Below are 25048 nucleotides of genomic sequence, written 5' to 3'. Positions count from 1 at the left end.
GTCCGGTGCTGTCACCCGACAACGCGGGTGAGGCTGGCCGAGGCCTCACCGTCACCTGTAGTGATGGAGATGTGGGAGACGGCGGCCGCGGCCGCGTCGGCGGCGGCGGCACTGTGGGGCCCCACCGCCACGACGAATCCCTGTCGCCCGAGCCAACTGCTGCGCAGTGAGGGAATGACGTCGCCTTCGTGGACGGAGAGACTGACCTGTACAACGCCGGGCACCGCCCGTGCCGTGTCGGTTCCCGTGATGTGCGTGACCATGCCAGGGAGGGAGGTGAGGAACGCGATCGCGGCGCCCTGACGGGCCTGCCCTGGAGGTTGGGGGGTGTCTCCTGCGAGCAGGCTCCAGGCCGTCTGTACGAAGCTGAATCCGTAGGCCTGGTTGATCAGTTCGCAGATGTTGTCCCCGGGGGCGCGGCCGGCGCATTCGATGACGATCGGCTGCCCGTCCTGGACAATCCACTCGGCGTGCAGGATTCCGGTGCCGTAACCGACGGCTGCGATCAGCCGGCGCATGGACTGAAGAAGCGCTTCTGACACAGGCTCGGGGATCGGGGCGGGAACCACGTGCCCGGTCTCGACCGGGTGCGGACCGGCGGCGACGCTCTTCTGAGTGATGTTGACGAAGATCATCTCGCCATCGGATGCCAGCGCTTCAACACTGAACTCCGGCCCGTGAAGGCGCTCCTCGACAATGTACCGGTGCTTCCAGGGGCGATCCGCCACTTGGCGGGGTTCCTCAGCGGAGACGAGCTCCCGCCATGCGTAGTCCACTTCGTCGACGCTGTCGATGAGGGTGACCCCGAGGCTGGCCTGGCGGTTCGCCGGCTTCAGCACCGCTTGGCCTGACGTCTGGGCGACGAATGTGGCGACGTCCTCGAGGCTGCGCACTTCCTGGAAGCGTGGGCCCGGCATACCGGCCGCGGTCGTCGTGCGGCGCAAGGCCAGTTTGTCGGAGAGGGTGCCGGCGGCCGTGGTGCCCGCACCCCGGAGCCCCAACCGTTCGGCGATGAGTGCAGTCGGCGCAACGGCGTACTCCTGGCCGGGGACCACTGTGGTGAAGGGGGTGCGTGCGTGAGCAGCCAGGACCGGGCCCAGACAGGCTTCGGACTGCTGGTAGGGAGCGAGTATCACTTCGCCTACGCAGGAGAGGGACTGGCGCGCCCTTTCCAGGCCCTTCTTGCGGTAGACGTCCGCTTCTTCGACGACCGTGAGGCTCCCGGCCGGCAGGAACGAGTCGAGCTCGGTGACGAGCGCGCGGTTGAAGCCCACCAGGAGAGTTCTCCCCGTCGTGGGCATCTGGAAGCTGTGCGGAATCTGCGGCATGGGAACCTCACTTACGTTGGCCTGGGTGTGGCACGTTTTCTTGGGGCGGCCGTTCATGCTTTGGCTTCGCGAATCGCAGCGGTCGAGGCCCCCTGACGGCGGAGTGCCCACTGGACGGCGGGCGCCATGGCAAGGCCAGTGATCAGGAAGATGACCCCAAGGACCATCCATCCGCAGGCACCCCAAGTCACGATGAGCGGAATGAGGATGGCCGGGGCGATCATCTGGGCGAAGGACATCCCTGTATTGAAGAAGCCCTGGTACTGGCCATGCTTGTCGGCAGGCGCGAGGTCATAGCTGAGCAGTGCCGCAGCAGCGGACTGCACCATCTCGCCGTACACGTGGATGGCCACCGCGACCACGAGCACGATGGCGGTCGTCACGGCCGATCCCACGGACGACACAGCGAAGACGAGACAGGCGAGCAGGAGCGTCACTCCCGACCGACGCCAGCTGCGAACGGCCTCAGCCACGTTGGATATGCCCCGGCTGACCCGAACCTGGAAGAGCACCACAGCGATGGTGTTGAACAGAACGAGTGCAGCCACCATGGACGGGGGCGCCTTCGTGTGCCGGGCCAGCCAGAGAGGAAGTGCGATCTCCGTGATCTGGAAGTGCACCATCATCACCACGTTGATCAAGGTGACGATCGCGTAGGGGGCATCGCGTACCACGTCCAGCGGGGGGAGGGCCGGGCGCCTGCCCCCGTTTCCCGACGTGTCGGTCAGCGAACGCGGCAGCCGCAGGATGATGAGGGGGCACAGGGCCAGGCACAGCGCGTTGAACCCCATGACGCAGAGGTACGCGACGCGGGTGTCGACGGCCAAGGCGACGCCCGCCACTCCCGTACCGATACCGATACCGACGTTGCCTATTGATCGCAGGTAGGCCCGGGTGGCGACCGCCTCCGCCCCTTGGACTACCTGGGCCAAGGCCGCCTGGCGTGCGGCGCTGCCTCCCCCCTGGAACAGGGAGATAAGACACGCGCAGACGAGGAAGGGCCAGAAGGAATCCACGACGAGGAGCCAGACGCTGGCCGCTGCTGCCAAGGCCAGCAGGATCGCCGCGGTCTCGCGTGGCCCCCTCCAGTCGGCCAGGTATCCAAAGGGAACCCCGGAGAGCAGGCCGCAGACGGCGGCGGCGGTGAGCCCCGTGCCGAGTTCGGTGAGGGACAGGCCCACGATCCGTGTGAAGTACAGAGTCGAAGCGGTGATGAACGCCCCGCGGCCGGCTGCGTTCGCGAGGGAGACGAAGGCCAGGATCCGAGCGTTCCGGTCGGTGGGCAGGGGGAATCTGACCATGGGGGTCAACGGCCAATCGGTCGATGGCGTGGGCGCTATGGGGGAGAGGCCGTCGTGGAATGCCGCGGCGTGCGCCACACATCCGCGGAGAGGACACCGGGCCTGCGCGCGACGGTGTGAGCTCCGGGACGGCCCGCTCATTGACGGGCATACAGAAACCGCGCTCCAGGGCCCCGTCATGGAAGACGCGGGCAGGCGGCACGGTGACTGCGTACGAGATGGTGCGGCGTGAGGCGCTGCGGAACTGCTACCGATGCGGCAGGACCTCCATGCGGCCGCTCCCAGTGGCGAGACCGTTGTGGACATCCCAAGGAGTGCGGCCAACTCGTCGCCGCAGACAGGGCGCTGGCCCACCGCGGCTCGAGCAGCGGCTCAGAGGAAGCGCTGTGCCGCCCTACGAGCGGAGCGGAACTTCCCAGGCTCGGGGAGAGGTCTTCGTTGGCGCATAGATGGGTCCTTGTACTACTGCGGATGACGTTCTGTCCGGGTCACTGACAGCGACGGGATTCGCGAGATGCCTCGGCATTTGTAACTGCGCTGAATGATGGCATCAATTCATTTTTTCGAAACTCTTTCGAAGATCGTTCCATAGTCTCGAAATCGACGCAACGATGTGTGATCCACTTCACAATTCTATCTGGAATGTTGAATATTCAGCTTTCTTTTCGCGCGGAGATGCAGGGGTAGGGCCGGACATTAACCCTTTCGGCGCCCCTTCTCTACGAGATCCCCAAGCCCGAGTCAATCAAAGGTAAAAGAGAAGTGTCAAAAGTTGGACATATGAGCACCAGGCGGGGTGAACGGTATCCATCTATGAGCTTGACAGCAGGTTGCGGGGAGTGATCGTCTTCTGGCCATCACCGGCGCGACTGGCGCCCTACGAATTGGTGATACGGGGATGTTGCGGGTGAGGCTGAGGCCCCTGCTTTCAACGGCGACTTATTGCCGTTTTCGCGAGAATTTGAAAGGCGTCGCCATGGAACATCGCATTGCGCGAAAGCTCGCCTGTATCGAGCGATCCGCGACAATGGCGCTGGCCGACCGGGCTCGCTCGCTGAAGGAAAGCGGACGAAAGGTCATCAACCTCGCCGGCGGAGACCCGCACTTCGCGACACCGGGACATGTGGTGGACGCGGCCCGGGGTGCGCTCGATGAGGGGTTCACGCACTACACGTCGAGTCGTGGACTGCCTGATCTGCGAGCCGCAGTGGCCGATCGCCTGAGGTGCCGGTCTGACGTCACGCGTGATCCCGAGCATGAGATCGTCATCACGCCCTCGGCCAAGCACGCGGTCTTCGTGTCCCTCATGGCAGTGCTCGACCCTGGCGACGAGGTCCTGATTCCCACGCCGAGCTGGGTGAGCTACGGACAGATGGTACGTCTTGCCGGAGCCAAACCCGTTTCCGTCCCGTTGTGCGCCGATGACGGGTTCGTGCTCTCGCGGGAACTCCTGGAAGCAAGACTGACGCGGAAAACGAAAGCGATCGTGCTCAACTCGCCAACCAATCCGACCGGCAGAGTGCTACGCGCGCCCGAACTGCGTGATGTTGCCGAGTTCTCGGCGGATCATGATCTCGTCGTCATCTCCGACGAGATCTATGAAGACATAGTCTTCGACGGAAACAGGCACCACTCACCATCTGAATATCCGGAATGCACGGAACGGACGCTGACTGTCAGCGGATTTTCGAAGAGTTATGCCATGACGGGCTGGCGACTCGGATATGTCTCCGGGCCGCAGAAACTGATGCAAGCCGTACTCAAGGTACAGGAACACTCGGTCGGAGAGGCGGGATCCTTCATTCAGCGCGGAGGGGTGGCCGCGCTGACGGGTGACCAGTCACCAGTTCTGCACATGGTGGAGCAGTACCACCATCACCGGGAATGGGCGCACACCGCGTTGCGGCAGGTGCCCGGCATCGAATGTGCTCTGCCCGAAGGCACCTTCTATATATTTCCTGACATATCCCGTCTCGGTTTTTCCGACTCCTACGCCTGCGCCCAATGGCTCATTGAGGAAGCCGGTGTCGTCGTAACCCCCGGTTCGGCCTTCGGACCTGGCGGCGAGGGACACATCCGCCTGTCGCTGGCAGCGTCCACAGCCACCGTGGAAGCCGGAGTCAGCCAGCTGTCCGACGTCCTTTCCGCACTCGACTGAACACCTGACTCCGTATCCACTTGCTTGCACGGGAGGAAACATGCACCACCAGGCGACGTCCAAGAGGGTCCGTGTGTTCGACACGACCCTGCGCGACGGGGAGCAGGCCCCGGCCAACGGCATGACGCCGGACCAGAAGCTGGAGATGGCACTGCGCGTCGAGGCGCTGGGCGCCGACTGCGTAGAGGCGGGCTTTCCCGCCTCCTCCCCCAGCGACTTCGAGGCCACGCGCAAGATCTCGCGTGCCCTGACCAAGTGCCGGTTCGCCACGTTCTCCCGGACCCGTCGCGAGGACATCGACCTCGCGGTCGAGGCCGGCGGCACCGAGAACCATGAAGTGCAAATGGTGGCGACCGGCAGCGACATCCACCTGAAGTACAAGCGCGGTATCAGCCGCGCCGAGGCCGTCTCAGAAGTCTCCACGACGGTTTCGCACGCGGCAGCACTCGGCGTCACCCACATTTCCGTCGGGATCGAGGACGCCAGCCGCAGTGACGACCAACTTCTCAAGGACCTCACGGAGACGGCGGTCTCGTCCGGGGCGACCTGCATCATCCTGGCGGACACCACCGGCTGCATGGTCCCGCAGGAGTACGGCGAACTCATCGGCAAGATCCGCAGCTGGGTACCCGACGCCGTCCGTGTCTCCACCCATTGCCACGACGACTTTGGTCTCTCCCTCGCCAACGCCCTGGCCGGACTCGAGGCCGGTGCGGACGAAGTGCAGGTCACGCTCGGGGGAATCGGCGAGCGCGCGGGCAACACTCCTCTGGAGGAACTCGCGGCCGTTCTTTCCTACAAGAGCGACTTCTACGGGATGCACACCGACATTGGCCTGGACGGCATGTACGAGGCGTACACCGCATTGCGGAAGATGATCGCCCTGGCGGAACCCCGCAACAAGCCCGTCTTCGGAACCTACGCTTTCGGCACGGTCGCAGGCATTCATCAGCAAGGAATCCTCAGCAACCCCGCGACCTACGAGTACGTAGAACCGGCTGTGTTCGGTCGCGAGCGATCGCTCCTGATCGGCCGCCACTCCGGCCGCAGCATTCTGCGCCACTTGCTGGAGGGCCTGGGCGCGGGTCTCACCGAGACCGAAATCGACGACCTTTACCGCAGGCACATCGCGGAACGCCGTGGCAGTGACTGCGAGGACCTGGAGGTTCTGCGCCAGCGGCTCGCCCTGGAGCTCGGCCGTCGCGAGGTCCACCCGTTGCCCGAACTCAAGCCCGAGCTGGCCGGGTGACGGGCACCGACACATGAAGTACACCTATCTGGGCCCACCGGGAACCTTCACGGAGGCGGCGCTGCGGAGCCTACCGAACGCGTCGGGGATACAGGCAATGCCCCGTACGACCGTGCCAGCCGCGCTCTCGGCCGTACGCTCCGGCGAGAGCGATTGCGCGGTAGTTCCTCTGGAGAACTCCGTCAAAGGTGTCGTGCCGGCCACCCTGGAGGAGCTCGTCACGGGTGACGGTCCCCTCCACATCGAAGCCGAGGTACAGCTGCCTGTGACCTTTCACCTCATGGCGCGCCCGCAGCAGACCCGCGGAGACATCACCACCGTGTTGAGCCACCCGCACGCGCACTCCCAGTGCCGCAAGTGGCTGGACCTGCACATGCCCGACGTCGACACCGTCTTCTCCACCTCCACTGCCGCAGCGGCGCGGACGGTCGCCGAAGGCAGTGACCAGAACGTGGCGGCCATCGCTTCGAGTGCCGCAGCGCAGTCCTACGGTCTGGACGTGATCGCCTCCGACATCGGCGAACACACGCACGCGGTCACGCGTTTCATCGTTGTCACGGGCGGCGGGACACCCCGGGCCCGCACGGGAGACGACCGCACCACCCTAGTGGTGTCGGCTGAGGGTCTGGCTGCTGGAATCCTCGTCGACATCCTCCAGCAGTTCTCCTCGAGAGGAGTCAGCCTGACCGGTATCCAATCGTGGCCCACCGGGTCGGAGCTAGGCAGTTACTACTTCTTCCTCGACCTGGAGGGACACATCCAGGATCCGGCGGTGACAGACGCCATCGGGGCGGTCAGATGCCGGGCAACGGCCGTGCACGTACTCGGTAGTTATCCACGGCACCAAGCCGGTCGGCCCGACAGTCTGCGGCCGCAGATGGCCGCCGTCTGAGCCGCCAGGCCCCCGCCTGCGGTGCCACTGGTCCGGGCACCGACAACTCCCCCTGCACGAACACCTCCACAGAACTGGTGACACACCACCCATGCACACATCACTGGCTCCGCACCACGCGCTGCCGGGCGACGATCCGTGGACCGTCGCCGTCATCGGCAGTGGCCCTCGCGGCCTCAGTGTCCTGGAACGCATGGCGCTCCACCTGGCCCAGTCCCCGCCTTCGGTTCCGGTGATCATCCATCTCATCGACGCGGTCGAAGTGGGCTGTGGGCGTGTCTGGCGCACCGAACAGCCCGCGTATCTGCTGATGAACACGGTGGCGGACGAGATCTCTATGTTCTCCGGCCCGCCAGAGCCGGGGGAAGGGAGCAGGCCTGGGGCGGGGCCCTCGCTCGCGCAGTGGTGGCAGCAGCACGCGACGGGTTTTCCAGGTCCCAACTCCTATGCTCCGCGGGCCCTGTACGGGCGTTATCTCCACTTCGTACTCGACAGCATCGAGACATCACTGCCGGACCGGGTCACGCTGGTGCGGCGGCAGCAGAGCGTCAGCCGGCTGCGCGGTGACGGCGTCGGGGGCTACCGGCTCGAGCTGGGGGACGGATCCGCCCTGGCCGTGCACCGCGTGGTCCTCAGCACGGGCCACGCCCAGCCGCGTCCGACGGGGCAGTCCCTGGACTTCCGGCGGTTCGCCTCGCGGCACCCCCGCTTGCGGTACCTGCCGGCCGGTCCGGCGGCAGAGATGCGCCTGGACGAACTGCCGGGCGGCTCCGCGGTGGGCGTCATCGGGCTCGGGCTGACCTTCTACGACGTGATGACCGCCCTCACGGTGGGCCGGGGTGGGCAGTTCACCGAGACAGCCGACGGAGAACTGTGCTACCAGACTTCCGGGGACGAACCACGCCTGTTCGCCGGGTCGCGCAGCGGCATGCTGATGCCCGGTCGAGGAGTGAACCACAAGCCACTGGACCAGGTGTACGACCCCGTCGTCTTCACCGAGCAGCGCGTCGAGCTGCTGAAGGCGGGCCCGAGGCTGGACTTCGTTCGCGACGTCTTTCCCTGGCTGCGCGCGGAGATGGACCTCGTCTCCACCCTCGCGCACAACCGGCTGCGCACGGGTTCGGCGCAGCGGGAGCGCTTCGTCCGTGCGGTGGCCGTCGCGGCACGGCATGTGTGCCCCGACATCGCCCTACTGGCCCACCGGCACGGGCTGGTCCCCATGCCCGCCCCCGAACTCGACACGCTGGCACAGCCGTTCGGACAGCGCACCTTCGCCTGCCCGGAGCACTTTCACCACGCGCTCCGGGAGGTGGTGGAAGCCGACCTGCGCGAGGCCGACCTGGGCAACGTGGCCTCTCCTCGCAAGGCGGCACTGGACGTGCTGCGGGACGTACGCTGGCTCATCTGTGCGCTCGTCGATTTCGCCTCCCTCACCCCCTCCTCGCACGAGCGGGATTTCCTGGGTTGGTACGCACAGCGCAGCGCCTTTCTCGTATCCGGTCCGCCACGGATCCGGCTACGCCAGGCTCTCGCACTGATCGACAGCGGTGTGCTGACAGTGCTCGGGCCGGACACCCGCTTCGCCGTGGACGAGACGCGTGGCTGCTTCGTCGGACACTCGGGTTCCGTCGAAGGCTCAAGCGTGCTGCTGGAGACGGTGGTCGACGCACGTGTGCCGCCCACCGACATCCGCCTGGACGGTTCGCCGATGATGGCGGACCTCTACACCCGCGGCGTCGTCCAGCCGTACCGCAACGTCTGGGATCCCCCCCACGGCTCGGAGGAAGAGTTCGAGACCGGGGGTGTGGCGGTCACGCACACGCCATACCACCCCTTGCGGGCCACTGGGGAGGCGGACCGGGGGATCTGCCTCCTGGGCATTCCCACCGAGCACACTCGCTGGTTCATGACCGTGGGCGGGCGTCGCCCCGGCTTCTGGTCGCAGTTCGATCAGGACGCTGACGACGTCGCCAAGAACGTCCTCGTCGGCGCCCTGTCACCGATCCAGTGCCGGCGCACGCCGCGCAGTGATCAGAGGGCCTCGCAGTACCGGGGAGACGAGAGAAGGATTGATGAGCAGCAACACCCAGCAGGCACAACAGACGTTTCCGCCGGCACGGACCTGTCCATTCAGCCCTCCCGAGGAGTACGCGCAGATGCGTCGGGAGGAGCCCGTACGGCAGGTCACGCTCTGGAGCGGACAGCGGATCTGGGCAGTGAGCCAGTACCAGGACGTACGTACGGTCCTCACCGACGAGCGTTTCAGCGCGGACATCACTCGTGAGGGCTTTCCCCTCATGCGTCCTTCGGTGGGGCTCGCCTTCCGCTCCGTCGGGCGCCGGAACTTCATGCGCATGGACGGCCCCGAGCACAGCAGGCTACGCAAGATGGTCACCCAGGACTTCACCGCGAAAGCGGTCGAGCGCTGGCGGCCCGAGATCGAAATGCTGACGGACGGCATCATCGACCGGCTCCTGGACTCCAGGAAGCCGTTCGACCTGGTCAGCGAGATCGCCGAGGAGATACCCACCCGGGTCATCTGCTGGATGCTCGGCATCCCTGAGCAGGACCGTGCCTACTTCCGTGACCTCACCCAGCGGTACATGTCGACCCAGTCGACACCCGAGGAGACCAGGTACGTGGTCGAGAGCCTGATCGCCTATCTGGACCGCCTCATCGACGCCAAGCGTGACCGGCCCGAGGACGACATGCTCAGCCGCCTCGTCCACGAGCACCTGCTCCCGGGCGACCTCGACCGCGAGGACCTCAACGCTACCGCGCGGCTGATGCTCGTCGCCGGCCACGAGAGCAGCGTGAGCATGATCAGCATGGGCACCCTGGCTCTTCTTCAAAACCCGGAAAGGTGGGATGCCCTCCGCGCCGACGCGAGTCAGCTGCCCGCCGCAGTCGAGGAGCTTCTGCGGTATCTGACCGTCGTACACCAGACCGCTGTACGCGTGACCGTGGAGGACGTCGAGATAGGCGGGGTGGTGATACCGGCGGGGCAGGGGGTGATCGCCCTGACCTCCTCCGCCGACCGCGACGGGGACTTCTTTGCCGACCCGGACACCATCGACTGGACTCGCGGAAGGCTCCGTCAGCACTTCGCGTTTGGCTACGGACCGCACCACTGTCTGGGGCACCTGCTGGCCAAGGTCGAGCTCCAGGTGGTCTTCGCCGCCCTGCTGCGCAGGATTCCGACCCTGAGCCTAGCCGTGCCCTTCGCTGACCTCGAGTTCAAGGACGACCAGTCGATCACCGGGGTCACCCGACTGCCCGTCACCTGGTGACCGGCTGAGCCCACCGCAAGACCAGCCCTTGCGCTCTGCAAGAGAGAAGAAACTCTGATGCCGGTCATCGCCCGCATGATTCCCTCACCAGTCGCAGTGATCGTTGAACACGGTGCACTGGACCGCCTCCCGGGCATCCTGTCCGACCATCGCATCTCGACGACGGGGCGGGTGGCTGTTGTCGCCAGTGCCGGATCCGGCGGGGTCCTGCGAGCGCGCGTCGCTCCCCTGCTGCCCGACGCGGACTGGTTCACCGTGCCAGACGGCACGTTGGCCTCAGCCGTACGCCTGAGCAGCGAGCTGAAGAGCGGGCGTTACGACGCACTCGTCGCGCTGGGGGGCGGCAAGGTCATAGACGCGGCCAAGTACGCCGCTGGGCGCATCGGTCTGGCGACCGTGGCCTGCGCCACCAACCTCGCACATGACGGCATCTGCTCACCGGTGTCCATCCTCGATGACGAGTCTGGCCGTCAGTCCGTCGGTGTGTCCTGTCCGATCGTCGCCGTCGTCGACCTGGACGTGATCCACGAGGCGCCGGCTCGCTTCGTGGCCTCCGGTGTGGGCGAAGTGCTCTCCAACCTGTCAGCGGTGGCCGACTGGGAGCTTTCGCACGTCCAGACCGGTGAGGAGATTGACGGGCTCGCCACGGCCATGGCCCGCAGCGCGGGGCACGCGATAATTCGGCACGTCGGCAACGTCCATCAGCCTGACTTCGCGGCACAGCTTGCTGAGTCCCTCATCATTTCGGGCATCTCCATGAACATCGCCGGCAGCACGAGGCCGTCCAGCGGTGCGTGCCACGAGATCTCCCATGCCCTCGACATCCTCTACCCTGCCCGTCGCGCCCAGCACGGAGAGCAGGTCGGTCTGGGGGCCGCATTCGCTTCCTATCTCAGGGGAGACAAAGAACTCGCGGGTGAACTCGCGCACACGCTGGTGCGTCACGGGCTACCCGCGACGGCAGCCCAAGCTGGTTTCTCCGCCGAGGAGTTCGCCCAAGCGGCCCACTACGCGCCGAGAACCCGTCCGGGTCGATTCACGATCCTCGAGCACGTCGACCTGAGTGAGGCGGACCTGGGGCTGGCCTACGGCGAGTACCTCGCGCACATCGACGTCTGAACGGTCCTGTCACCAACCCATTCACTCACCAAAGGAGAGCACATCGTGCAGCCCACTTACGTCCTCACCAACTCCGAGCGCGACGAACTGTTCGCCGCGCTTCAGACGGTCACCGAGAACCCGTATACGGATTACGGCGCCTTCTCCAAGGCGGTAACCGTCCTGCGCGAAGGCCCGCTGGTGCCCGCCGCCTTCGTTGACGCCTGTCACACCATCCGGGGCGAGCGGGAGAACGGCGTCTCGGACGCACACGCCCTGCGCAACTGCCCCTTGGACGGGGACATCCCTGTCCTGGACCACAACGACCCTCTCACCGACAAGTACGCGAAGAAGAAGACCTTCATCGGTGAGACGCTGATGGAGCTCTTCGCGCAGCTCACCAGCACCCCCCTGCTTGCCTACGCCTCCCGGTTCAACGGCGACTTCTTCACCGACGTGGTTGCCATCAACCGCTACAGCGGGAAGCAGACGGGCTTCAGCGACGGCGAACTCGTGTACCACAACGACAGGACGGCCCACCGCGTCCGCGCCGATTTCATCACCCTCCTCGGCATGCGCTGCCCGAGCGAGGAACTGGTGTACACGGGATTCATCGAAGGACGGGCTCTGCTGGCGCACCTGAGCGCGGAAGAGCAGCAGGCCCTGCGCAATCCCTGGTTCGTCACTCCGTTCGACGTCTTCTCCAAGGACAACAACAACAGCCTGACCGTCTCGGAGACGCACCCGATCCTGGAGAACGACCACAGCTTCCGCTACCTGGACAGCCACACCACCGTCGCGCCGCACAGCCCGGTGGCGGCGAAGGATGCGCTGCTCGCCCTCAAGAACGCGCTCGCACGCGCGGAGAAGAAGCGACACCGAATTCTCGTCGGTGACCTCTTCTCCTTCGCCAACCAGGACGGCCTACACAACCGCGAGAGGATCGACATACAGGACCCGCTGCGTGCCAAGAGCCGCTGGCTGCTGAAGACGTACGCGTTCCGTAACGAGACCAAGGCCCAGCCCCACGAGGGGACTTGGGTCAATGGAGTCCGCGGCCTCGTCGCCGACTAGAAAGCGCACCGGGACCGGCACTCGCGGACACCTTGCGGAGTGTCCGAACCCGTACCCGTACCCGCGCTGAGCACACACGCGAAGGAAACCTTCATGGGCCAGACCCTTGCCCAAAAAATCTGGGACGCGCACGTGGTGCGGTCCGTCGACGAGCACACCGACATTCTGTATGTCGACATGCAGCTGCTGCACGAGGTCAATACGCCGCAGGCCTTCGATGATCTGCGTGCGGCCGGCCGGACAGTGCGCCGGCCCGAACTCAATTTGGGGACCGAAGACCACAACACCCCCACCGTCGCCATCGACAAGACGATCCAGGACCCGGCGGGCCGGCGGCAGACCACCCTGATGCGCCGCAACTGCGAGCAGTTCGGTATTCCGCTGCACCGGCTCGGCGACTCCAGCCAAGGGATCGTCCACGTGATCGGCCCCGAACTCGGTCTGAGTCGGCCGGGCACGACCGTCGTCTGCTGTGACTCGCACACCACGACCCTGGGTGCGTTCGGCGCGCTGGCGTTCGGCATCGGCACAGCACAGGTCGAGCACGTCCTCGCCACGCAGACGCTCCTGGCACAGCGTCCCGGGAACATGCTTGTGACCATCACCGGCCGGCTTAACCCGGGCGTGACCGCCAAAGACCTCGTCTTGGCCCTCATCGCGCAGATCGGCACGGGCGGCGGGCAGGGGCACATCATCGAGTACCAGGGCGAGGCGCTACGCCACCTGTCCATGGAATCGCGGATGACCTTGTGCAACATGTCCGTCGAGGCGGGATCGAAGGCTGGGCTCATCGCCCCGGACGACGTGACGTTCGACTATCTGGCGGCCTGCCCCAACATGCTGACCGGCGCCGACTGGGATCACGAAGTCGCCTACTGGCGCACTCTGTGCTCCGACGACGACGCGGTCTTCGACCGGCACGTCACCATCGACGCCGGCTCCGTGGCCCCGCAGGTCACGTGGGGCACGAACCCGGCGCAGTGCGTCTCCTTGGACGGGCGCGTTCCCAGTCCCGCGGACTTCCACGACGCGGCCGACCGGATCGCGGCCGAGCGTGCTCTTGCCTACATGGACCTCACCCCCGGCACGGCCATGCGGGACATCTCCGTGGACACCGTATTCATCGGTTCCTGCACCAACGGGCGCATCGAAGACCTACGGTCCGCCGCAGAGGTACTGCGCGACAGGCAGGTCGACACCGGGGTGCACCTGCTCATAGTGCCCGGCTCGGCCCGGGTCCGTGCGCAAGCGGAGTCCGAGGGCCTGGACGAGGTCTTCCGCCGCGCGGGAGCAGACTTCCGGCCGGCAGCTGGCTGTTCGCTGTGCGCCGCGCTCAACGAGGACCGGCTGCGCCCGGGACAGCGTGCCGCTTCCACCAGCAACCGCAACTTCGAGGGACGCCAGGGGAAAGGGTCGCGCACCCATCTCGTGTCACCCGCCGTCGCGGCCGCCACCGCTGTCGCAGGACACCTCGCGCAGCCTGCCGATCTCTGAGCACCAGGAACGCCATGAACCCCTTCATCACGCACACCGGCACCGGCATGCCGTTGCGCCGCAGCAACATCGACACTGACCAGATCATCCCAGCACGCTACGTGCCGTACTTCAGCTGGCACGGCCACACCAACGCGCTCTTCGCTGACTGGCGCGACGATCCCTCCTTCGTCCTCAACCTCCCGCAATACCAGGGTGCGACCGTACTGGTCTCCGGCGCCGACTTCGGCACCGGATCCTCGCGCGAGTCCGCCGTCTGGGCCCTGCAGCGGGCAGGGTTCGCCGCGGTTATAGCCCCGCGATTTGGTGACATCTTCTCCGGCAACGCCCTGATGAGGGGTGTCGTCACGGCAACCGTTCCCGAGGACGTGGTCGAGTTCCTGTGGGAGAGGATCGAGCAGGACCCCTCCACTCCCATCACTGTCGACGTCCAGCGCCTGGAAGTGCGGTGTGCCGACATCACACAGCCCTTCGCTCTCACCCCCGGCGCCCGGCGCCGCCTGCTGTCCGGCCAGGACGCAGTGGCCGAGACCCTCAAGTATGCCGACGACATCAAGGCGTACGAACGTCTCCGGCGTCCCCTGCTTCCGGTGACCCACTCCAGGAGACCACAGTGACCCCGACCGACGTGCAGACACCGGTCGACCGTCGCTCGGTCACGCCGGGAACGGGACTGGCCGGCCATCCCAAGGGGGTGCTCCCTCTCGTCTTCGCGGAGGTGTGGGAGCGATTCAGCTGGAACGGGATGCGCGGCATCCTGGTCCTCTTCCTCGTCTCCTCCGCGCACGGCGGTCTCGGTGTGGCTCCAGCTACTGCCGTGGCGATCTACGGGATCTACAACTCCGTCGCATACATGCTGGCCGTGCCTGGCGGGTGGCTCGGAGGACGGGTGCTTGGCTCACGCCGGGCGGTCCTGCTGGGGGGAACCGTACTTGCTCTGGGGCACTTCTCCATGGCCGTCCCCTCTCTCCCCACCCTCTGTTGCGGCCTGCTCGCGGTAGCGGTCGGTACAGGCTTGATCAAGCCCAACATCGCGGCCATGGTCGGTGAGCTTTACGAGCAGCAAGGCATGGCGCACCGCAAGGACGCCGGCTTCACCACTCTGTACGTCGGAGTGAACATCGGGTCATTTGCCGCTCCGCTCGTGGTCGGCACCGCCGCCGAAAAGGTCAACTGGCACGTCGGGTTCGCTATCGCTGGCATCGGCATGCTCCTCTCCCTGCTCGTCCTAGTGCTCAGCCGGCGGACCCTGTCGAACATCGGCAGGACTCCGGCGCCCATGGACCCGCAGCAACGCAGCACCACGTTCCGGCGTGCGGGCATCTGGATCACGGCCGGAGCCGTCATCCTCGCCACAGACGTCGTGAGCGGAGCGTTCAGCATCGACCACGTCGTCAACGTGATGCCCATCCTCGGTGTCGGAATCCCCGTCCTGTACTTCTTCTCGATCCTCAGGAACGGCGAACTCGCCCGCGAGGACCGGCTGCGCATCAAGGCGTACATCTGGTTTTTCGGCGTCGCGGTTCTGTTCTGGATGATCTACGACCAGTCCGGCTCGCTGCTATCGCTTTTCGCCGACGGGAAGACCGACCGCAACCTCGGTGGCTGGGAGTTCCCGGCCAGCTGGTTCCAGTCCGTCAACCCCGCTCTCGTCATCTTGCTGGGTCCTGCTCTGGCCGCTCTCTGGGTGGCGGCAGCGCGCCGCTCCAGGGAACCGGGCACGGTGCCCAAGTTCAGCCTGGCTCTAGTACTGGTGGGCGCCTCCTTCGGTGTCATGGCGGTCGCCGGCTGGCTCGCGAAGGGAGACGGGGTGACGAAGGTCTCCGTGCTGTGGCTCCTGGCGGTCTACCTGCTGCAGACCATCGGCGAACTGTGCCTCGCGCCCGTCGGGCTCGCGCTGTCCACCGAGCTCGCGCCGGCAGCCTTCGTCAGCCAGCTCCTTGGTCTCTGGTACATGGCCGGGGCGACCGGGCACGCAATCGACGGTTGGGCCACACAGCTCAACGAGCCCATGGGAGACACCGCCTACTACAGCCTGTGGGCACTCGTCGCGCTCGTCACGGGGGTGTCCTTCTTGTTCTGCGCGCGACGTCTGACGGACCTCATGCGCGGCATTCGCTGACGGTACGGCGTCCCATGGTGACCCGCGTCACGCACGCCTCCTGTCGGCAATCCTTTCCTCCCGGCCAGACCGCTCCCTGCGGCAGAAGCGGCCGGCGCAGCCCGGCAACGGAACAACGACGCCTACGAACACCGGCACCCGGCGCGGTACGGCGAACAAGCCGGCCTCTCGTAAGTGGACGTTAAGTCCGATCTTCCTCGGTTCGTGATCGCTCGATCGTGGTACTGATCGCCACGTCGACCACGTGCTGGGCATGTCCATGTTGAGATGCGGGGCATGGAGCGAGTGCCGTACCCCAGCGACTTATCGGATGCGCAGTGGTCGTTGATCGAACCGATGATCACGGCGTGGAAGCAGGACCGGGTGACGCGGTCGGCGACCGGGGATCCCGGGTCCTGCGATCTGCGCGAGGTCGTGAACGCGATCTTCTATCAGAACCGGACGGGCTGCCAGTGGCGCTATCTGCCCCACGACTTCCCGGCCTGGTCGGCGGTGTTCTACTACTTCGGCCTGTGGCGTCAGGACGGGCTCGACCAGCGGATCCAGGAACTCCTGCGCTGCCAGGTGCGGGAGAGAGCCCGGCGATTAGAGGACCCGTCCCTCGTGATCCTCGACACCCAGTCCGTGCGCGCGGCCGCCGGTGTCCCGAAGACCACGACGGGACTGGACGCCAACAAGAAGGTGTCGGGCCGCAAGCGGGGCCTGGCCGTCGACGTTCTGGGACTGATCATCGGTGTCGTGGTGCTGGCCGCATCCGCCCACGACAACACCGCCGGCACCGCCCTGCTCGACCAAGCCGCCGAACGTTGCGGCAACCGTCTAGAGAAGGCTCTGGTGGACCAGGGCTTCAAGGACGAGCTCCTCATCCACGGCGCCCTGCTGGACATCGACGTCGAGGTCGTCCGCCGCAACCCCGAAGACCAGGGCAAAGGCTTCGTCCCACAGCCCAGGCGGTGGATCGTCGAGCAGGTCAACGGCACGCTGATGTTGCACCGCCGCCTGGCCCGCGAGTACGACCACCGCCCCGACACCTCCACCTCGCGCGTCTACTGGGCCTCCATCGCGAACATGGCCCGCCGCCTCACCGCCCCGAGTCCGGCCTGGCACGACACCCTCGGGCTGGCCGCGTGAACGTCATCGAGCTCTTGGCCGACCTCCAGGCCCAGCACGACAAGACGACGGCCCGGGCCGGTGAACTACGCGACCAGATCGAGCACTTGACCGCCGCCCTGACCGAGACCGAAGCGCGACTCGCGGACCTGGCCACCACCCGGAAGGTCGCCGCCGAACTCGCACCGGCTGGAGGCGAACCCGCACCGCCCGAGACGAACGACGAACACCGCTTATCAGGCCATCGTGAACGCCTTCAACCAGCACCCCGACCAGGAGTTCCGAGCCCGTGAGCTGCACGAACTCCTCGGCATGCCCACCGACACCGTCAAGGCTTCCTCGCCCAGCCTGGACGAGACCGCTACCAGAAACGGACTTAACGTCCACTCAGGCAGCGGTGTTGCAGTATCCGCGCGGCTTGCTGCCCAGGCGCGCGGATCACATTCACCACATTGAGCTCGGAGATGAAACTCGCATAGATCCAGGACACGAGTGGCCGGTTAAGCGGCCGCATGTCAGGATCGGACCGTGCCTGTTTTCCTGGACGCTGCCGAGAGTTCGGGGCGCCCTGCCGTGCCGCCTCCCAGGATGCGGCGGGTGGTGTTCGTCGCGGTGCTGAGCTCGGACGGGCGGCTTGCCCTGGTGGCAGACGACCTGTCTGGAGCTCTTCCCCGATGGGTCCTCCCTTCAGGATCCGTCCGAGCCACAGAAACCTACGGTGAGGCGGCAGTGCGCGTACTCCGCGATGTGGTCGGCGCGATGCCGGTGCGCGGGGGCGCTGTTGAAGGATGCCGTTGGGCTCAGGTGCCTGTGCCCGTAGGCCGGAGCCGTCGAGAGGCGCACGTTTTCATCTTTCGTCTCGCTGCGGCTGGTGATCCGCCGGAGCATCTGTCCTGGAGGGGAGCGACACGCTGGACGGGGCCTGAGCAGTGGCAGGAGTTGTGCACACGGTGCGATCTGCCAGATGTGGATGTGCTGTTGACGGGATACCTGGAGGGATGGATCCCGGACGGGCGGATCACGTTGGGGCCTTGAGTCCCGGCACCTCGACACCCGCTGTCACTCTGCCCTGGCGATCGTGGTGGCGGTCTCCTGCAGGGCCGTGGCAACCGCTGGCATGTCCTGTTCACGCAGACGTACGGCGGGTGCGTACACGGAGATCGCGGCGAGCGGTTCCCCGATGCGGTTGCGGATGGCCACGCCGACGCCGTGCAGGTCGTGCGCGCTTTCCTCGAGGTCTGCCGCCCATCCCCGGACCCTGATTTCCTCCAACTCCACCTCAAGCAGCGGCCACTCAGTGATGCTTCCTGCCGCCGTAGCAGGGAGCGCGGCCGGGAGTGTCGCGCGTACATCTGCCGGGTCGCGCAGTGCTAGCAGGGCCTTGCCCGCCGCTGTGACGTGGGCAGGGAGCTCCTGTCCGAGCGGAACGCTGACGCGCAGAACATGCCGGCACTCGACTCCGTCGAGTAGTCGGACGACGGCCGCATCCAGGGAGTACAGGCACACCGTCTCCTGTAGCTTCTCGGAGAGCTCCTCCAGGGGTCTGCGCGCCTGTCGTCGGACGTCCAGCTGGGCGATCGCGGCCAGTCCCATGCGTACTAGCTGCGGCCCGGCTGAGTATCCGCGCTGACCCGGATCGTGGCGCAGGAAACCTGTGCGTTGCAGGGTGACCAGGATGCGGTGTGCGGTGGAACGTGAGATGCCGAGTTCACGGGCAGTTGTGGTAACACCGATTTCCCCCCGGTCATAGGCGAGGACGAGAACATCGAGGGCCTTCGTCACCGAGGCCAGGGCCTCCGTCGCCGACAGATGATTGCCATCCACCATGAAGGAACCGTAGCGCTCAAACGCTCCCGGGGACCGGGAGCTTCGGCAGAATCGACACGTCAGAACTCTGCGGTGGTACGCCTCACGGACCAGGCGCGGCATCACACAGCTCTGGCGAGCCGTTTCTGCGACGAAAAGTCCGAGTCCTGCGACAACTCCGACTGGACTTGCCGCACTTGGGCGCGCTCCTGACCGTTTGTCGGCACCTCACAGGAACTGCGTGCGGGCCACAGTGTGCCGTCCCTACACTGACATCGGCCTTCCTTAGGAGTTCACCATGGCGGGACACCGGACAGACGCATCTGCGCTAGGCAAAGGTGTCTACCTTGGCCTGGCTCTCCATGCCGTGGAGGAACTGATCGCTTCGCTGCGCGGCGAGTTGGCCACGCTGGAAGCGGTGTACGCGATGATGTGCCAGGGCGTCGAATCCACCGCCATCGGTGAGGAGCGGCCGGCCGCTGGCAAGACCCCGGTAACCGCCCAACCCTCCGGGGAGGATCCGCCCGAAGATCCTGCCGCTGACGAGCATCTGTCGGCCGAAGATGCGAACCCGCGCTCTCCTACTCGGGCTCTGGGGCCGCCGCGCAATGGAAGCATGCGCGATGCGATCCTCACGCTCCTGTGTGCCGCCCAGGAGGCGATGTCGATCACCGATATCGCGGGGGCAGTACGCCCCGGAGCGGACGCAACGGTCCGCTCGTCCGTAGGCAAAACGCTCAACCGCATGAAGCAACTTGGCGAGGTGGAAAACGTAGCACCGGGAATGTTCCGGGCCGTGCTGTCAGCCCGGGCTGCTTGAGTCACCGGGCACGGCCGCCAACCGAACAAGCAGGCCTCCCTCGATTAACGGTCGAGGGAGGCCGCCGAAACGCACGATCGGACGCTTCTCCTACCAGGGTTCCGGTCCGTCGTGCACGTTCACCTTAGCGCTGCCACCGGTGGCGCTATGGGGAGTCTGCGCCATTCCGCGCTGAAGCGTGCCCGACTGGCCTCGAATAGGCAATTGAGGATCAGTCATGAACACATTGGGTCGCATTCGATCCGGGCCAGAGCGCCAGGCCCAGGGCGCGCTCCAGGCGGCAGATCGTCAGGACGTCCGGCCAGCTGGCCCCCGCCAGCAGATCACCGATGGTCTGTCTGCCGACGTCACTCTGGGCGGCCAGGGCACGCAGCGACAGTTGCGGCCGCTCACGCAGGGCGGCGGCGAGGCGTCGGGCAATCGTCTGGACCACCGCGGCGGCGGGCTCCCCGGCGATCCGGGCGTCCGGCCACTGGTCCGGATCGACGGCGTAGTTCCGTGGCGACGCCGTGCGCGCTCGGCCTCCAGTCATAAAGATGCGTTCCTCCAGATCGTGATCGACACTGACAGCCATGGCCGGTTAACCGGCCGCATGTCATGGGCCCTGCGGCTGGAGGTCACTGTGTCGAATCGCCTGCTGGCGTACGCGCCGAAGCCGGAGACGGTGCCGCCCACCCAGTGGCGCCGTATCGCGCCGGTCGTCCGCTCGCTGGGCTTTCTGGCCGTGGCGGCTGGGCCCTACGGCCCGGATGTGATCATGACGCCGCTCGCGCGCCTGGTCGCCTGGACCGAGGCCCAGGGCCTCCCGCTGGAGCCCTCGGTGGTCCTTGATCAGAGCACCGTCGAACGGTTCATCCTCGTCGGCTGTCGCGACATGGCCGCCAACAGCCGCCGGACCTGCAGCAGCCAGCTGCGCCGGGCTTCCGAAGCGCTCCTGCTGGATCAGCTCGGGCAGCATCCGCCGATCCGGCTGAAGGCGACCGCGACCCCGGTAGCCACCTACCCGCCGGCGGAGGTCGCTCACTGGCTGATCTGGGCGCAGAGCCTGCCCACCCCGGCCCAGCGGCGCAACGCCTGCCTGCTCTTCTGCCTCGGCGTCGGCTGCGGGCTGGCCGTCGAGGACCTTGTGCACGTTCAAGGGCGGGACATCCAGCCGGGTCCGACCGGGCGGGCGCTGGTCAAGGTGCACGGGCGCCGTCCGCGCACCGTCGTGTGCCGGTACGCCTACGAAGAACTGCTGCTGGCGGAAGCCGGGGACGTCCCGGCCGACGACTACGTGTTCCGGCCGGACTGGCAGAACCGCACCAGCAAGCACATCGCATCGGACTGGCTCGCGAAGTACCCGCGGATCATCGGCCGTTGTGACGGTGCCGTGCTGCAGACCCAGCGGCTGCGCACGACCTGGCTCGTCGATCTGCTGAATGCGGGGCTTCCGCTGCCGGTGATCCTCAAAGCATCGGGGCTCGCGACGCTGCACAGCCTCTCGCGCTACCTCGTCTTCCTCCACGAGGTGTCCGAAGAAGAGGTATTTGAGCTGTTGCGGGGAGCAGCTGCATGAGCAGGAAGAATCCCGAGAACAAACCCTGCCGACGCACCGGCCTCGCCTTACGCCCCGCACCGCAGGCTCCTGGCCGCAAACTCGACGACAGCGTCGTTTACCAGGTCTTCAACCTTGTGCGCAACAGCGGCGCACTGGAACGCCTCCCTTCGAACAGCCACAGGCCGGGCCCGAAGGGCTTCCCCTTCCGTACCGTGTTGATCGGTCTGATCCTGTCTCAGTACATGGGTAAGAGCGCAAACCTCGACGACGCGTGGGAAACGCTCTTTTTCGCGCTCAGGCCCGGAGCCAGAGCTCTGCTCGACGTCCCCGACATCGACCTGGACATCTCCGAGGACGCCACCCACGACCAGATCGACCACATCGCGCACCTGCAATACGCGACGTCGAAGCGTGTCTACCGGTCCTGGACGTCGATGACCAAACGTCTCGACCCGGCACCTCACGACCGCCGCAAACGCCTGACGCTCAGCGAAGCCAAGAAGATCCGGCGCCAGTGGAACTCGCGCGCCAACGCAGATACGGTGCGCAATCTGGAGGCTATCGCCCAGGATTTGATTCTCGCCCCGGTCATGGCCTCCTACCAACGGGGCGACTTCGCGCGCTGGCAAGGCCATATTGCGGTCGACGACACCCCGGTTCCGGTCTGGGGTAAAGAGCCGGACCACAACAGGAACCGGGCCTCGCTTGAGATCACTGCTGGGACGTACGTGAAGGGAGGAGCGCAGAAGCGGCGGGTACAGCCCAATGGCGGAGCAGCAGCCCCCACGAACACCGGCACTCGGCGCGGCACCGCCAACAAGCCCGTGCCTCGCAAGGCCACACCGGCGCAGGAGACTAAGGCCAAGGCGCAGGAGAAGCGTTTGTTTCGCTACGCCATGATGGCGGCCTTCCCCGGCCACGGGCACGGCGACCTCGCCGGCGCCTACCCTGCGGTCTGTCTCGGCATGATCCTCCGCACTCCCGGCACCGAACCAGGCCCGGCTGCCCTGCGTGCCATCCAGCCGGCCTACGACCGGGGCCTGGTGAAGGACCTCTTCTGTGCGGACCGGGGCATCTCCCAGGCCAAGGCCGGCAACCTGCATCTGCAACTGCTCAAGCTCGGCCTCAATGCGGTGAAGCACTACAACGACGACAAGGTCGACCACCAGAAAGACTTCCGAGGCATGAAGCTGGTCGGCGGCGAGTTCTACTGCCCGCTGATGCCCACCCCGCTCGTCACCGCGGGCACCACGTACATCAACAGTCGCACGGACGAGGACCGCGCCCACGCGCTCGACTTGATCCAGTCCCGCAAGAGCTACCAGACCAAGATCAAGGAGTACGGTCCCGCAGGCGATCAACGTCGGCAGTGCCCGGCCCTCGGACCGCACGCCACCGTCACCTGCTACCGCCGCCCCCAACCGCGCCCGTCCACCGTCGTCGACCTCGACGCCCCCACCGTCCGCACCCCGGCCGCCCTCCCCGCCATCCCCAAGCCCAAGCGGGAAACTGGCACCCACCCCGACATCTGCACAGCGAAGAGCATCACCGTCCCCGGCACCGTACATGCCAAGTGGCGGCAGACATACCCCCTGCTCACCCCGCAGTGGCAGGAAGCCTGGTCCGGACTGCGCAGCCAGAACGAAGGCGGCAACGGCAACCTCAAGAAGTCCGCCCTCGACAGCATCGACAACGCCCAACTGCGCCTGCCCCATGGACGCGTAGCGCAGACCCTGCTCAACGCCGTGATCATCTTCGTGGCGAACTTCCGAGCCATCAAACGGTTCCGCCGCGACCAGGGCATCCGGCCCCGCAAGCCTGGCACGCCGAGCACTGCAATCCGATCCGGCCAGCCCCTCGAGCCACCCCAGACGCAACCGAGTGCGACCGACCCGATCGAGCCTCCGCCACGCGAGTGACGCACCCCCGCAACACCCCGCTCCCCGAAAACCCCACATGCCTGTGCCGTGGCCACCAGCCGTCGCACAGGCACGTCCTGTTTCCGCAGGTGAGGGGCGCAGTACCCGGACCGCCACCGCACCAACCCCTCACCCAGCCGACCGTGCAGCCCGAAGGCCCCAGGAACGACGAAAAACCGGCGAGCCACGTGGCTCAACCGGTAATTCGTGAACGTCTCGGGACGATCTCGTGAACGTCCCGCTGGTGTCCGAGGGGGGACTTGAACCCCCACGCCCGATAAAGGGCACTAGCACCTCAAGCTAGCGCGTCTGCCATTCCGCCACCCGGACAAGGTGTCTGTCGAGCGGGGTTTCCCCCGCGGCGACGAAGGAAACATTACCAGGCTTTCGAGGGCTCCCTGGTCACCCCCCGTCCGGCGTGAACGGCGTGTGACGGGCCGGGTCCGGTCTTGGGGAGCGGCCGGGCGAGAGGGAGGATGAGGGGAACCACCAGCAGTGACAGCGGGAGGAAGCAGCGTGAGCGAGACGGACACGGCCAGGGGCGTCACCGGCGAGGACGAGGTCGTGGACCTCTGCCGCGAGCTGATCCAGATCGACACCAGCAACTACGGCGACCACTCGGGTCCGGGGGAGCGGAAGGCGGCCGAGTACGTCGCCGAGAAGCTTGCCGAGGTGGGTCTCGAATCGAAGATCTTCGAGTCGCACCCGGGCCGGGCCTCCACGGTGGCCCGGATCGAGGGCGAGGACCCGTCGCGGCCCGCGCTGCTCATCCACGGCCACCTGGACGTCGTACCGGCCAACGCCGACGACTGGACCCACCACCCCTTCTCGGGCGAGGTCACGGACGGGTGCGTGTGGGGGCGGGGCGCCGTCGATATGAAGGACATGGACGCGATGACCCTGGCGGTCGTCCGCGACCGGCTGCGCAGCGGGCGCAGGCCCCCGCGCGACATCGTCCTCGCCTTCCTCGCCGACGAGGAGGCAGGCGGTACGTACGGCGCCCGGCACCTCGTCGACAAGCACCCAGGCCTCTTCGAAGGAGTCACCGAGGCGATCAGCGAGGTCGGCGGCTTCTCCTTCACGGTCAACGAGCAGCGGCGGCTCTATCTGATCCAGACGGCCGAGAAGGGCATGCACTGGATGAAGCTCACCGTGGCCGGCACCGCCGGGCACGGGTCGATGATCCACCGGGACAACGCCATCACCGAGCTGTCCGAGGCCGTCGCGCGGCTCGGGCGGCACAAGTTCCCGGTACGGGTGACCAAGACCACGCGGGCCTTCCTCGACGAACTCGGCGACGCGCTCGGCACCGAGCTGGACCCGGAGGACATGGAGGGCACGCTCGCCCGGCTCGGCGGCATCGCCAAGCTCATCGGCGCGACCCTGAGCAACACCGCCAACCCCACGCAGCTGGGCGCCGGTTACAAGGTCAACGTCATCCCGGGCGAGGCCACGGCGCACGTCGATGGGCGCTTCCTGCCCGGGTTCGAGGAGGAGTTCCTCGCCGACCTGGACAAGATCCTCGGGCCCAAGGTGAAGCGCGAGGACGTGCACGCCGACAAGGCCGTCGAGACCACCTTCGACGGGGCCCTGGTGGATGCCATGCAGTCCGCGCTGGTGGCCGAGGACCCGGCCGCCAAGGCGATCCCGTACATGCTCTCCGGCGGCACGGACGCCAAGTCCTTCGACGAACTGGGCATCCGCGGCTTCGGCTTCGCACCGCTCAAGCTGCCCCCGGAGCTGGACTTCGCGGGCATGTTCCACGGTGTCGACGAGCGAGTTCCGGTAGACGGCCTGAAGTTCGGCGTGCGCGTGCTCGACCGCTTCATCGACGCGTCGTGACCTTC

The 25048-nt window shown here is 66.5% G+C and carries 20 protein-coding genes and 1 tRNA gene; 16 read left to right on the top strand and 5 right to left on the bottom strand.

The features are described 5' to 3' along the window. Positions 1-11: 11 nt before the first annotated feature. Both P2Q00_RS22190 and P2Q00_RS22185 read right to left on the bottom strand, forming a co-directional pair. Complete coding sequence (locus P2Q00_RS22190; protein WP_275774371.1) at positions 12-1385, bottom strand: ATP-grasp domain-containing protein; 1374 nt, start codon at positions 1383-1385, stop codon at positions 12-14. Then, positions 1382-2629: an MFS transporter gene (locus tag P2Q00_RS22185; protein WP_275774436.1), complete on the bottom strand. Its 1248-nt coding sequence runs from the start codon at positions 2627-2629 to the stop codon at positions 1382-1384. The genes P2Q00_RS22190 and P2Q00_RS22185 overlap by 4 nt, the downstream gene beginning before the upstream one ends. A 976-nt stretch (positions 2630-3605) precedes the next feature. On the opposite strand from P2Q00_RS22185, the gene P2Q00_RS22180 reads away from it, so the two are divergent. From P2Q00_RS22180 to P2Q00_RS22125, 12 genes are all read left to right on the top strand, one after another. Next, a complete protein-coding gene (locus P2Q00_RS22180) occupies positions 3606-4787 on the top strand; it encodes a pyridoxal phosphate-dependent aminotransferase (protein ID WP_275774370.1) in 1182 nt (393 codons plus the stop codon). A 40-nt stretch (positions 4788-4827) separates the two neighbouring features. Further along, positions 4828-6036, top strand: a complete 1209-nt coding sequence (locus P2Q00_RS22175; RefSeq protein WP_275774369.1) for a LeuA family protein — start codon at positions 4828-4830, stop codon at positions 6034-6036. Between the two features lie 13 nt (positions 6037-6049). Continuing rightward, positions 6050-6928 (top strand): prephenate dehydratase, encoded by an 879-nt coding sequence (gene pheA / locus P2Q00_RS22170; RefSeq protein ID WP_275774368.1) that lies wholly within the window; start codon positions 6050-6052, stop codon positions 6926-6928. A 91-nt stretch (positions 6929-7019) separates the two neighbouring features. Further along, positions 7020-9212: an FAD/NAD(P)-binding protein gene (locus tag P2Q00_RS22165; protein ID WP_275774367.1), complete on the top strand. Its 2193-nt coding sequence runs from the start codon at positions 7020-7022 to the stop codon at positions 9210-9212. Next, a complete protein-coding gene (locus P2Q00_RS22160) occupies positions 9145-10218 on the top strand; it encodes a cytochrome P450 (protein ID WP_275774366.1) in 1074 nt (357 codons plus the stop codon). Before P2Q00_RS22165 ends, P2Q00_RS22160 begins: the two co-directional genes overlap by 68 nt. 57 nt (positions 10219-10275) lie before the next feature. Further along, entirely contained in the window at positions 10276-11337 is a 1062-nt protein-coding gene (locus P2Q00_RS22155; RefSeq protein ID WP_275774365.1) for an iron-containing alcohol dehydrogenase family protein, read from the top strand. Positions 11338-11382: 45 nt separating this feature from the next. After that, positions 11383-12390 (top strand): TauD/TfdA family dioxygenase, encoded by a 1008-nt coding sequence (locus tag P2Q00_RS22150; protein ID WP_275774364.1) that lies wholly within the window; start codon positions 11383-11385, stop codon positions 12388-12390. A 93-nt stretch (positions 12391-12483) separates the two neighbouring features. Continuing rightward, a complete protein-coding gene (gene leuC, locus P2Q00_RS22145; RefSeq protein WP_275774363.1) occupies positions 12484-13884 on the top strand; it encodes a 3-isopropylmalate dehydratase large subunit in 1401 nt (466 codons plus the stop codon). 14 nt (positions 13885-13898) lie between these two features. Beyond that, a complete protein-coding gene (gene leuD, locus P2Q00_RS22140; protein WP_275774362.1) occupies positions 13899-14501 on the top strand; it encodes a 3-isopropylmalate dehydratase small subunit in 603 nt (200 codons plus the stop codon). Then, on the top strand, positions 14498-16006 hold the full coding sequence (locus tag P2Q00_RS22135) for a peptide MFS transporter (protein WP_275774361.1): 1509 nt from the start codon (positions 14498-14500) through the stop codon (positions 16004-16006). The genes leuD and P2Q00_RS22135 overlap by 4 nt, the downstream gene beginning before the upstream one ends. 276 nt (positions 16007-16282) lie before the next feature. After that, positions 16283-17137 (top strand): IS5 family transposase, encoded by an 855-nt coding sequence (locus P2Q00_RS22130; protein ID WP_275774360.1) that lies wholly within the window; start codon positions 16283-16285, stop codon positions 17135-17137. Then, complete coding sequence (locus P2Q00_RS22125; protein ID WP_275774358.1) at positions 17134-17409, top strand: hypothetical protein; 276 nt, start codon at positions 17134-17136, stop codon at positions 17407-17409. Before P2Q00_RS22130 ends, P2Q00_RS22125 begins: the two co-directional genes overlap by 4 nt. 766 nt (positions 17410-18175) lie before the next feature. Here P2Q00_RS22125 and P2Q00_RS22120 read toward each other — a convergent pair. Continuing rightward, the gene (locus tag P2Q00_RS22120; protein ID WP_275774357.1) at positions 18176-18943 is read right to left on the bottom strand and encodes an IclR family transcriptional regulator; all 768 of its coding nucleotides are present in this window, start codon (positions 18941-18943) and stop codon (positions 18176-18178) included. Positions 18944-19289: 346 nt separating this feature from the next. On the opposite strand from P2Q00_RS22120, the gene P2Q00_RS22115 reads away from it, so the two are divergent. After that, a complete protein-coding gene (locus P2Q00_RS22115; protein ID WP_275774356.1) occupies positions 19290-19742 on the top strand; it encodes a hypothetical protein in 453 nt (150 codons plus the stop codon). A gap of 211 nt (positions 19743-19953) precedes the next feature. On the opposite strand, the gene P2Q00_RS22110 is transcribed toward P2Q00_RS22115, so the two are convergent. Next, positions 19954-20274, bottom strand: a complete 321-nt coding sequence (locus P2Q00_RS22110; RefSeq protein ID WP_275774355.1) for a helix-turn-helix domain-containing protein — start codon at positions 20272-20274, stop codon at positions 19954-19956. A 90-nt stretch (positions 20275-20364) separates the two neighbouring features. On the opposite strand from P2Q00_RS22110, the gene P2Q00_RS22105 reads away from it, so the two are divergent. Then, complete coding sequence (locus P2Q00_RS22105; RefSeq protein ID WP_275774354.1) at positions 20365-21300, top strand: site-specific integrase; 936 nt, start codon at positions 20365-20367, stop codon at positions 21298-21300. After that, positions 21297-23201, top strand: a complete 1905-nt coding sequence (locus P2Q00_RS22100) for a hypothetical protein (protein WP_275774353.1) — start codon at positions 21297-21299, stop codon at positions 23199-23201. The genes P2Q00_RS22105 and P2Q00_RS22100 overlap by 4 nt, the downstream gene beginning before the upstream one ends. Positions 23202-23443: 242 nt before the next feature. Here the strand turns inward: P2Q00_RS22100 and P2Q00_RS22095 are convergent. Continuing rightward, positions 23444-23531 (bottom strand) — tRNA-Leu (locus P2Q00_RS22095). Positions 23532-23717: 186 nt separating this feature from the next. On the opposite strand from P2Q00_RS22095, the gene P2Q00_RS22090 reads away from it, so the two are divergent. Beyond that, positions 23718-25043, top strand: a complete 1326-nt coding sequence (locus P2Q00_RS22090) for a M20/M25/M40 family metallo-hydrolase (RefSeq protein WP_275774352.1) — start codon at positions 23718-23720, stop codon at positions 25041-25043. Positions 25044-25048: the final 5 nt, after the last annotated feature.

This window comes from Streptomyces coacervatus, assembly GCF_029223485.1.
GTDB lineage: Bacteria > Actinomycetota > Actinomycetes > Streptomycetales > Streptomycetaceae > Streptomyces > Streptomyces coacervatus.
This window is presented reverse-complemented; position numbering and strand designations above follow the sequence as displayed.